Annotated in this window: 11 protein-coding genes; 3 read left to right on the forward strand and 8 right to left on the reverse strand. The window is 70.8% G+C overall.

Going from position 1 to position 9,741, the window contains the following annotated elements; all coding sequences use genetic code 11:
* Positions 1 to 73 precede the first annotated feature (73 nt).
* Genes ACFW16_RS35465 through ACFW16_RS35475 form a run of 3 tightly spaced genes read left to right on the forward strand, consistent with a single transcriptional unit; the run spans position 74 to position 2,313 of the window.
* Positions 74 to 814, forward strand: coding sequence for an ABC transporter ATP-binding protein (locus ACFW16_RS35465; protein WP_380313818.1), 741 nt, complete (start codon positions 74 to 76; stop codon positions 812 to 814).
* Between the two features lie 35 nt (positions 815 to 849).
* The gene (locus ACFW16_RS35470) at positions 850 to 1,665 is read left to right on the forward strand and encodes an ABC transporter permease (RefSeq protein WP_380313828.1); all 816 of its coding nucleotides are present in this window, start codon (positions 850 to 852) and stop codon (positions 1,663 to 1,665) included.
* 12 nt (positions 1,666 to 1,677) lie between these two features.
* Positions 1,678 to 2,313, forward strand: coding sequence for a hypothetical protein (locus tag ACFW16_RS35475; protein ID WP_380313819.1), 636 nt, complete (start codon positions 1,678 to 1,680; stop codon positions 2,311 to 2,313).
* Between the two features lie 40 nt (positions 2,314 to 2,353).
* Here the strand turns inward: ACFW16_RS35475 and ACFW16_RS35480 are convergent, their stop codons facing one another.
* The 8 genes from ACFW16_RS35480 to ACFW16_RS35515 all read right to left on the reverse strand — a co-directional run bounded on the left by ACFW16_RS35480 (position 2,354) and on the right by ACFW16_RS35515 (position 9,508).
* The gene (locus tag ACFW16_RS35480) at positions 2,354 to 3,148 is read right to left on the reverse strand and encodes an HAD-IA family hydrolase (RefSeq protein ID WP_380313820.1); all 795 of its coding nucleotides are present in this window, start codon (positions 3,146 to 3,148) and stop codon (positions 2,354 to 2,356) included.
* A gap of 2 nt (positions 3,149 to 3,150) precedes the next feature.
* Entirely contained in the window at positions 3,151 to 3,816 is a 666-nt protein-coding gene (locus tag ACFW16_RS35485) for an HAD-IA family hydrolase (RefSeq protein WP_380313821.1), read from the reverse strand.
* Positions 3,813 to 4,490, reverse strand: a complete 678-nt coding sequence (gene rpe / locus ACFW16_RS35490; RefSeq protein ID WP_380313822.1) for a ribulose-phosphate 3-epimerase — start codon at positions 4,488 to 4,490, stop codon at positions 3,813 to 3,815. Before rpe ends, ACFW16_RS35485 begins: the two co-directional genes overlap by 4 nt.
* Positions 4,487 to 5,410 carry a CbbX protein gene (cbbX, locus tag ACFW16_RS35495; RefSeq protein ID WP_380313823.1) on the reverse strand — a complete coding sequence of 308 codons (924 nt, stop codon included), beginning with the start codon at positions 5,408 to 5,410 and terminating at the stop codon, positions 4,487 to 4,489. The genes rpe and cbbX overlap by 4 nt, the downstream gene beginning before the upstream one ends.
* A gap of 154 nt (positions 5,411 to 5,564) precedes the next feature.
* Entirely contained in the window at positions 5,565 to 5,966 is a 402-nt protein-coding gene (locus ACFW16_RS35500) for a ribulose bisphosphate carboxylase small subunit (RefSeq protein ID WP_380313824.1), read from the reverse strand.
* 10 nt (positions 5,967 to 5,976) lie between these two features.
* Positions 5,977 to 7,458, reverse strand: coding sequence for a form I ribulose bisphosphate carboxylase large subunit (locus tag ACFW16_RS35505; protein WP_380313825.1), 1,482 nt, complete (start codon positions 7,456 to 7,458; stop codon positions 5,977 to 5,979).
* Between the two features lie 12 nt (positions 7,459 to 7,470).
* Positions 7,471 to 8,550: a class II fructose-bisphosphate aldolase gene (gene fba, locus ACFW16_RS35510; protein ID WP_380313826.1), complete on the reverse strand. Its 1,080-nt coding sequence runs from the start codon at positions 8,548 to 8,550 to the stop codon at positions 7,471 to 7,473.
* 10 nt (positions 8,551 to 8,560) lie between these two features.
* The gene (locus ACFW16_RS35515; protein ID WP_380313827.1) at positions 8,561 to 9,508 is read right to left on the reverse strand and encodes a phosphoribulokinase; all 948 of its coding nucleotides are present in this window, start codon (positions 9,506 to 9,508) and stop codon (positions 8,561 to 8,563) included.
* Positions 9,509 to 9,741: the final 233 nt, after the last annotated feature.

Genomic DNA, 9,741 nt, shown 5'->3' on the forward strand with positions numbered 1-9,741 from the left:
CAACCCCCTCCCCCTAGCCCCCTCCCGCAAGGGGAGGGGGGACTCCGTTTTCTCCGTCATCGGGCTCTCTCTCATGCCCGCCTCTGACCCCGACGCCCTCTCCGTCTCCGGCCTCTCTCACCGGATCGGCGGGCGCGAGATTCTGGCGGAAATCGAGGTCGCGGTGCGGCCCGGGACCTTCACCGTCCTGCTCGGCCAGAACGGTGCCGGCAAGACCACGCTGTTCTCCCTCGTCACCCGGCTCTACGGCGCCCAGTCCGGCCAGATCCGGGTGTTCGGCCGCGACCTGGCGCAGGAACCCGGGCGGGCGCTGGCGCTGATGGGCGTGGTGTTCCAGCAGCGCGCGCTCGACCCCGACCTCTCGGCCCGGCAGAATCTGCGCTACCACGCGGCGCTGCACGGCATGCCGGGACCCGTCGCCCGGTCCCGCATCGCGGCGGAGCTGGAGCGGGTCGGGCTGGCGAAGGAGGCCGACCGCAAGATCCGCAGCTTCTCCGGCGGCGAGATGCGGCGCATCGAGATCGCTCGCGCCCTGCTGCACCAGCCGCGCCTGCTGCTGTGCGACGAGGCGACGGTCGGGCTCGACATCCGCAGCCGCGCCGCGATCCTGGCCGATGTCCGCGGCCTGGTGCGCGACCGCGGCCTGACCGTGGTCTGGGCCACCCATCTGATCGACGAGGTCGAGGCGGCCGACCCCACCATCATCCTGCATCGCGGCCACATCCTGCGGCAGGGGCCGGCGGCGGCGATCATCTCCGATCTCGGCGCCGGCGGGCTGCAGGACGCCTTCCGCCGGCTGACGGAGGCGGCATGAGCACGGCCCAGGAGATCCCCGCCGGGCCCCTCGGCATGGTCACCCTCGGCGGCGCCTGGCGCTGCCTGCTGGGCATCCTGTGGCGCGAGGCGCTGCGCTTCGTGCACCAGCGCACCCGCTTCCTCTCCGCTTTGGTGCGGCCGCTGGTCTGGCTGTTCATCTTCGCCGCCGGCTTCCGCTCGGTGCTCGGCGTCTCGATCATCCCGCCCTACGAGACCTATATCCTCTACGACGAGTACATCGTCCCCGGGCTGATCGCGATGATCCAGCTGTTCAACGGGATGCAGAGCTCGCTGTCCATGGTCTACGACCGCGAGATGGGCAGCATGCGGGTGCTCCTGACCAGCCCGATGCCGCGCTGGTATCTCCTCACGGCGCGACTGCTGGCCGGCACGCTGCTGTCGCTGCCGCAGGTCTATGTCTTCCTGCTGATCGCCCGGTTCTGGGGCATCGAGCCGCCGCCGATGGGCTACCTCGCCGTGCTGCCGGCGCTGGTCCTGTCCGGGCTGATGCTGGGCGCGCTCGGCCTCCTGCTGTCCTCGGCGATCCGCCAGCTCGAGAACTTCGCCGGGGTGATGAACTTCGTGATCTTCCCGATGTTCTTCGCCTCCTCGGCCCTCTACCCGCTGTGGAAGGTGGAGGAGGCGAGCCCGCTGCTGCGCGACGTCTGCGGCCTGAACCCCTTCACCTATGCGGTCGAACTGGTGCGCTTCGCCCTCTACGGCCAGGCCGACACCCGGTCGCTGCTGCTCGTCCTTGCCTTCGCCGTGGCGTTCCTCGGCGGGGCGATCCTGGCCTATGACCCGGCGCGCGGCCTCGTCGCCCGCGTCCGCGGCCCCGGCGCCGGCTGAAAGGAGGCCGTCATGGTCCGCTCCGCCCCTCTTACCGCGACATGGCTGTTCCCCGTCCTCCTGGCCCTGCTGCCCGCCGCAGCCTGGGCGCAGGACACCAAGAAGGACGACTGGCCCTGCGTCCAGGTGCTGCAGCCGGAGCTGTCGGTCGGCGCGATGTGGCCGGGCGACGACCCCACGGCCAACGGCCCGTCCTGGCGCGACGACGCGGTGGTGGCGGCGCTGGTCGAGCGGGTGGCGCCGCGCCGCGTCACGGTCGACGAGGCGACGGCCGAGATCCGCCGCTTCGCCGCCGGCTACGAGGGCGACCGCAAGGTCGCGCTGTCGGAGCTGTTCGCCGGCCTGTTCGAGAGCATCAACGGCGAGCGCGCCACCATCATCCGCGGCATCCGCCGCTTCAACGCCCGTCAGGAGGCGCTGGCCCGGCGGATCGAGCAGACGACGTCGGCGCTGGACGGCGTCGACGCGACCTCGACCGACATGGCGGTGGCGCAGAAGCGGCAGCAGCTGGAGACCCAGCTGACCTGGGACCAGCGCGTCTTCGACGAGCGCGAGCGCCTGCTGCCGGCGATCTGCGACCAGCCCTTCGTCCTGGAACGCCGCCTGTTCGCCCTGTCGCGGACGATCCAGGAGGAGATCGGGAAGTAGGGGCGGCTGGTGCTGTTGGGTTCGCTGGCGCGAACCCAACCTACCCGAACCGACGTGCCGTAGGTTGGGTTCGCGTCGGCGAACCCAACATCCCGCCGCTGTCTCGCACCCACCGCCCCAGCGCCTCCACCGTCACCCGGCCTTCGCCGGCCCCGGCGCCGCCGAGATGGCGGTAGGGCGCGTCCGGCTCGCCCAGGTCGGACAGCACCGCCAGAGCGTGGCGCAGGTCGTCGTCGCCGGTGTAGAGGCCCGGCGTCGCCAGCACCGGCAGGCCGGCGCGGCGGGCGGACAGCACGCCGTTGCGCGAATCCTCGATCGCGATGCAGCCGGCCGGGTCCAGCCCCATCGCCTCCAGCACCGCCCGGTACACGTCCGGCGCCGGCTTCTTGTGGGGCACGGCGTCGCCGGCGACCATCACCTCGAACAGGGCCGGCCCGTCCGGCCCCAGCGCCGCCGCCAGCAGCGCCGCGACATTGGCCGGGGTCGTGGTGGTGGCGATGGCCAGCCGCACGCCCTGCGCCCGCGCCTCGGCCAGCAGGCGGGCGACGCCGGGGCGCAGGGCCACGGCGCCCGCCGCCACCAGCGCGGTGTAGCGCTCGGTCTTGGCCCGGTGCAGCGCCGCCACGTCGCAGCGGGGCGGGTCGGCCAGCCCGGCGAGGAAACGGCCGATCCGCTCCTTGCCGCCGGTGACGGCCAGGAGCTCGCGATACAGCGCCCGGCTCCAGTGCCAATCCAGCCCGGCGGCGCGGAAGGCGGCGTTGAAGGATTGGCGATGCACCTCCTCGGTCTCGGCCAAAGTGCCGTCGACATCGAACAGGATGGCCCGGAGCCGCATCGCTACCCGGCCTCGGCCAGGCCGAGCATCCCGGGCAGCGCGGCGTAATCGGCGAGGATGCCGTCCGGCTCCAGCGCGGAGACGTCGCCGTAGCCGAAGGGCACCGCCAGCACCCGCACCCCGGCCGCCCGTGCCGTGGCGATGTCGACGTGATGGTCGCCGACATAGACCGTGTCCTCGGGCGCCGCGTCGAGCGCCGCGATGCAGGCCAAGAGCGGTTCCGGGTCCGGCTTCATGCCGTGGCCGCTGTCGCCGCCGACCAGCGCCCCGACATGCGGCGCGAAGCCCAGCGCCCGCAGCACCGACCGGGCGGTCCAGGCGGCCTTGTTGGTGCAGATGCCGACCGGGACCCCGGCCGCCGCCAGCGCCGCCACCGCCTCGACCGCGCCGGGATAGGCCGTGCTGCGCACCGCCGGCGCCGCGGCATAGCGGTCGAGGAAGCGCCGCGTCATCCATTCCGCCTCGCCGGGATCGCAGCGCCGCAGCCGCAGCGCCCCGCGCAGCAGGCCGGGCGCACCATGACCCATCAGGCCGCGCACCTCGGCCTCCGACAGCGGGTGGATCCCGGCTTCGCGCAGCACCGCGGCCAGGGCGGCGGCGACATCGGCGACGCTGTCGACCAGGGTGCCGTCCAGGTCGAACACGACGGCACGAGCCCCGGCGTTCATGCCGCCGCCGGCCGGCTGGCTCCTCCTTCGGCGCCGCGCCGGATGGCGGCGATGTTGGCCTCATAGGCACCGCCGCGGAACACGGCGGAGCCGGCGACCAGCGTGTCCGCCCCGGCCTCGGCGACGACGGCCGCCGTCTCCGGCGTCACCCCGCCATCGACCTCGAGGCGGATCGGCCGGTCGCCGATCATGGCGCGGATCCGGCGGATTTTGTCGGCCATCGCCGGGATGAAGGCCTGGCCGCCGAAGCCGGGATTGACCGTCATCACCAGGATCAGGTCCAGCCGGTCCAGCACATGGACGACGGCGTCCTCCGGCGTCGCCGGGCACAGCGCCACGCCGGCCTGCTTGCCGAGCGCGCGGATGTGCTGCAGCGACCGGTCGAGATGCGGCCCGGCCTCGGCATGCACGGTGATGACGTCGGCCCCGGCCCTGGCGAAGGCGTCGAGATACGGGTCGGCCGGGGCGATCATCAGGTGCACGTCGAACACCCGGTCGCTGTGCGGCCGCAGCGCCTTCACCACATCCGGCCCGATCGTCAGGTTGGGCACGAAATGCCCGTCCATCACGTCGATATGGATCCAGTCGGCGCCGGCCTCGACGACCGCGCGCACCTCCTCGCCCAGCCGGGCGAAGTCGGCGGAGAGGATCGAGGGGGCGATGATCGTATTCACAGCTTGGCCTCCACTTCCGGCGGCTCGGCCGAGAACACGCGGCTGGCGCGGATGTCGGCCTCGGCCAGGGTGACGAAATCCTCGACCGTCAGGTCGGGCGGCATGTCGCGCACCAGCCGGTTGGCCTGGCGCAGCCGGGCGCGGTCCAGCGCGTTGCGGATCGACCTTCCGTTGGCGAAATGCGGCAGGCGGATGCGGCGGGCGACATAGTCGCGGAACGCGGCCAGCGCCTCCGGGCTGAAGCGGTAGTTCTGCCGCGCCAGCATGCCCTCGCCGATCGCGATCAGCTCGTCCTCGGAGAAGTCCGGGAACTCGACGTGATGGGCGATGCGCGAGCGGAAGCCGGGGTTGCTGGTGAAGAACTTCTCCATCCGGTCGCCATAGCCGGCGACGATCACCACCAGGTCCTCGCGCTGGTTCTCCATCACCTGCAGCAGGATCTCGATCGCCTCCTGGCCGTAGTCGCGCTCGTTCTCCGGCCGGTACAGGTAGTAGGCCTCGTCGATGAACAGCACCCCGCCCATCGCCCTTTTGAGGATCTCCTTGGTCTTCGGCGCGGTGTGGCCGATGTACTGGCCCACCAGATCGTCGCGGGTGACCGACACCAGGTGCCCGCGCCGGACATAGCCGAGCCGGTGCAGGATGTCGGCCATGCGCAGGGCGACGGTGGTCTTGCCCGTGCCGGGGTTGCCGGTGAAGCTCATATGCAGGGTCGGCGCCTCGGCGCCGAGGCCGAGCCGGCGGCGCACCCGCTCGACCAGCAGCAGCGCGGCGATCTCGCGGATCCGGGTCTTCACCGGGACGAGACCGACCAGCTCGCGGTCCAGCGCCTCGAACACCTCGTCGATCCGGGTCTCGGCGAATTCCCGGGCGAGGTCGATGCGGGTGTCGGGTGGCGCGGCGAGGGCGGCTTCGGTCATGGCGGGCCTCTTTGGGTTTCTTGAACTTGCTCTCGCGCTTCCCCCATCCGTCATTGCCGGGCTTGACCCGGCAATCCAGTGGGCGTCGACAGCCTCTGGATGCCCGGGTCAAGCCCGGGCATGACAGAAAGGAAAACGCGGGAAACGAACCGGCCTAAGGGGCGGAAGACGCCACCAGCCTCGTCGTGTACCGGATGCTCCGTCCCTCCACCTCCTGCCGCTCCAGATGGAAGCGCGCCTCCTCCGGCGGGCGGTTCACCAGGAACGAGATCCTGAGCGACTCCCAGCCCGGCGTGGCGTCGAAGCCGGAGATGCGGATGTAGCGGTCGCCATAGGCCTTCCGGCACGACGCCAGCTCGGTCATCACCGCGGCGGCGTCGCGGATGTCGAACATCGGCAGGTCCCACATTTCCCAATAGGTGTTGCGGGGGTGCGGGTCGTCGGTGAACTCGATGTTCACCGCCCAGCCGTGGTCGATGCAGTACTGCACCTGGTCGGTGATCTGCCGGTCGGTCAGGTCGGGCAGGAAGGAGAAGCATCCCTGGGTGATGCGCATGATGGCCTCCTCAGCTGGCGGCGGTGACGGCCGGCACGAAGTCCGGCGTGTCGGTCGAGGCGTAGTCGAAGGTGACGTCCTTCCAGACGTCCAGCGCCTGGCGCAGCGGCTGGCAGTGGCGGGCGGCGTCGGCCAGGATCTGCGGCCCCTCCACCTTGGTGTCGCGGCCCTCGTTGCGGGCCAGGATCATGGCCTCCAGCGCGACGCGGTTGGCCTGGGCGCCGGCCTGGATGCCCATCGGGTGGCCGATGGTGCCGCCGCCGAACTGCAGCACCGTGTCCTCGCCCAGATAGTCCAGCAGCTGGTGCATCTGCCCGGCATGGATGCCGCCGGACGCCACCGGCATCACCTTGCGCAAGCTGGCCCAGTCCTGGTCGAAGAACACGCCGTTCTCCAGCTTCGCCGGCAGATGGTCCTCGCGCAGGATGTCGTAGAAGCCTCGCGTCGTGTTCGGGTCGCCCTCCAGCTTGCCGACCACGGTGCCGGCATGGATGTGGTCGACCCCGGCCAGGCGCATCCATTTGGCGATCACCCGGAACGACACGCCATGCGTCTTCTGCCGCGTGTAGGTGCCGTGGCCGGCGCGGTGCAGGTGCAGGATCATGTCGTTGCGCCGCGCCCATTTCGACATCGACTGGATCGCGGTGTAGCCGATCACCAGGTCGATCATGACGATGACGCTGCCGAGCGACCTGGCGAACTCCGCCCGCTCGTACATGTCCTCCATGGTCGCGGCGGTGACGTTCAGATAGGTGCCCTTGACCTCGCCGGTCACCGCCTGGGCCCGGTTCACCGCCTCCATGCAGTACAGGAACCGGTCGCGCCAATGCATGAAGGGTTGCGAGTTGATGTTCTCGTCGTCCTTGGTGAAGTCGAGCCCGCCCTTCAGCGCCTCATACACCACCCGTCCGTAGTTGCGGCCCGACAGGCCGAGCTTCGGCTTCACCGTGGCGCCCAGGAGCGGCCGGCCGAACTTGTCCAGCCGCTCGCGCTCGACCACGATCCCGGTCGGCGGCCCGTCGAAGGTCTTCACATAGGCGACCGGCAGCCGCATGTCCTCCAGCCGCAGCGCCTTCAGCGGCTTGAAGCCGAAGACGTTGCCGATGATCGACGCCGTCAGGTTGGCGATCGACCCCGGCTCGAACAGGTCGAGGTCGTAGGCGATGTAGGCGAAGTACTGGCCCGGCTGGTTCGGCACCGGGTCGACGCGATAGGCCTTGGCCCGGTACTTCTCGCAGGCGGTCAGCCGGTCGGTCCAGACCACGGTCCAGGTGGCCGTGGAGCTCTCGCCCGCCACCGCCGCCGCCGCCTCCACCGGGTCGACCCCGTCCTGCGGCGTGATCCGGAACAGCGCCAGGACGTCGGTGTCCTTCGGCACGTAGTCGGGCTCCCAATAGCCCATCTTCCGGTATTCCAGCACCCCGGCCTTGTAGCGGTCCTTGCCGGTGACGGTTGCGGCCTTGGTGTCGAGGGTCGTGACGTTCGTGCTCATGGAGCTCTCCTCTCAGGCTGCGGCGCCGATCGCGATGCGCGGGTCCAGCGCGCCGGACCGGTAGCGTTTCGCCATCTCGGGCAGGGGCAGGGGGGTGATCTTCGACGCCTGGCCGGCCGTGCCGAACTGCTCGTAGCGCTCGCGGCACAGCGCCTCCAGCGCCGCCATCGACGGCTGCAGGAACTTGCGCGGGTCGAACTCGCCGCGTTTCTCCACGGCGACGCGGCGGATCTCGGCGGCCATGGCCAGGCGGCAATCGGTGTCGATGTTGACCTTGCGCACGCCGTGCCGGATGCCGCGCTGGATCTCCTCCACCGGCACGCCCCAGGTCTTCGGCATCTCGCCGCCGAAGCGGTTGAACTGCTCCTGCAGCGCCTCGGGGACGGAGGAGGAGCCGTGCATCACCAGGTGGATCTCCGGCAGCCGCTCATGGATCGCCTGGACCACATGCATGGCCAGGATCTCGCCATCCGGCCGGCGCGAGAACTTGTAGGCGCCGTGCGAGGTGCCCATGGCGATGGCCAGCGCGTCGACCCGGGTCTCGCGCACGAACGCCACCGCCTGGTCCGGGTCGGTCAGCAGCTGGTCGTGGCCCAGGGCACCCTCGGCGCCATGCCCGTCCTCGGCCTCGCCCTGCCCGGTCTCCAGGCTGCCGAGCACGCCGAGCTCGCCCTCCACCGACACGCCGACGGCATGGGCCGCGGCGGCGATGCGGCTGGTGATGCCGACATTGTAGTCCCAGCTGGCCGGGGTCTTGGCGTCGGCCTCCAGGGAGCCGTCCATCATCACGCTGGTGAAGCCGTGCTGGATGGCGGACAGGCAGGTGCTGTCGTCGTTGCCGTGGTCCTGGTGCAGGCAGATCGGGATGCCGGGATGCATCGCCTCCGCCGCCTCCACCATCTTCGCCAGCATCAGGTCGCCGGCATAGGACCGGGCGCCGCGGCTGGCCTGCAGGATCACCGGCGCGTCGGCCTTCTGCGCCGCCGCCATGATCGCCAGGATCTGCTCCATGTTGTTGATGTTGAAGGCGGGCACGCCGTAGCCATGCTCGGCGGCGTGGTCCAGAAGCTGTCGCAGCGTGATGCGGGCCATGCGGTCCTCCTCAGACGGCGTGCACGCCCTGGGCGGCCTTGACCATGTGGAAGGCGACCAGGAGCTGGGTGAGGGCGAGGGGGTGGCTGACCGCCCGGCCGGCGGCGCCGTCGTAGCGGCCGAGGTCGGCGCGCAGGTGGCTGGCCTCGGGGATGTGCTCCCACAGGTACTCCTCCACCCGCTCGGCCCGGCGGTCGGAGATCGAGCCGCGGATCTCCAGCACGTCCACCGGCTTGCCCTCGTCGCGGGTCAGCTCGAAGCCGACGCTGCCGTCGCCCACCGCCTCGATCAGCCGGGAAAAATTCGGGTGCGGCAGGGTCGGGCGCAGGATATGGGCGACGTCCAGCCGGTGGTCGGTCTCCGGCGCCCCGGCCGAGGAGTTGGCGCCGGGCGGCCGCTGGAAGCGGATGACGATGTCGGCGAACAGCCGCTGCGGCCGGATGAAGGTCGGGCTGTCGTATTCCCGCTTCTTCAGCGACTCCAGCACCTGCTCGGCGGTGTAGCCGCGCTTGCTGGTATCGCGATGCACCTTCCAGCGCACCCGCAGCTCCTCCTCCGGGTCGAGGTAGATCTTGACGTCGTAGCAGTCGCGCATCGCCCTTGTGGCGTAGCCGAGCAGCCCTTCCGCGACCACGAACTCCTTCGGCTCGATGTATTCCGGCCGGTCCAGCGTGCCCTGGTCGTGGTTGTAGATCGGCTTCAGGATCGGCTGGCCCTGGCGCAGCAGGTGCAGGTGCTGCTCCAGGATGTCGATGTAGTTGCCGGCGGGGTCGAGGGCCGAGACCCCGTTGCCCGCCCGCTCGCGCCGGTCGTAGCGGTGATAGTCGTCGGTGCAGATCAGGGTGCAGCGCTGCGGCCCCAGGATCTCGGCGATGCCGCGCGACAGCGTGGTCTTGCCGGCCGCGCTGTCGCCGACGATCCCGAGGATGATGGGCCGGTCGAAGGAGGGCTTGGACATTCTTGTCTCCCGTCTCGGGTCGTGATCGGCGAGCCTCGGGCGCGGCTCGGAAGGGTTGGGCCAGCTCCGCCCGGCGGCGTCGCCCCCTCCCCCGGGGGGAGGAAAAGGGGAGGGGGCTGCCTCCGCCCCGAGTGTCGTCGCGGCAGTGGGCGGAGGGATTTGGTTGGACAGGAAGGCGGTGCGGGCCTTGCAATCCTGAGTCCCCCCTCCCCTCGCGGGAGGGGGGTAGGGGG

It is taken from the genome of Inquilinus sp. NPDC058860 (genome assembly GCF_042743185.1).
Lineage (GTDB): Bacteria > Pseudomonadota > Alphaproteobacteria > DSM-16000 > Inquilinaceae > Inquilinus.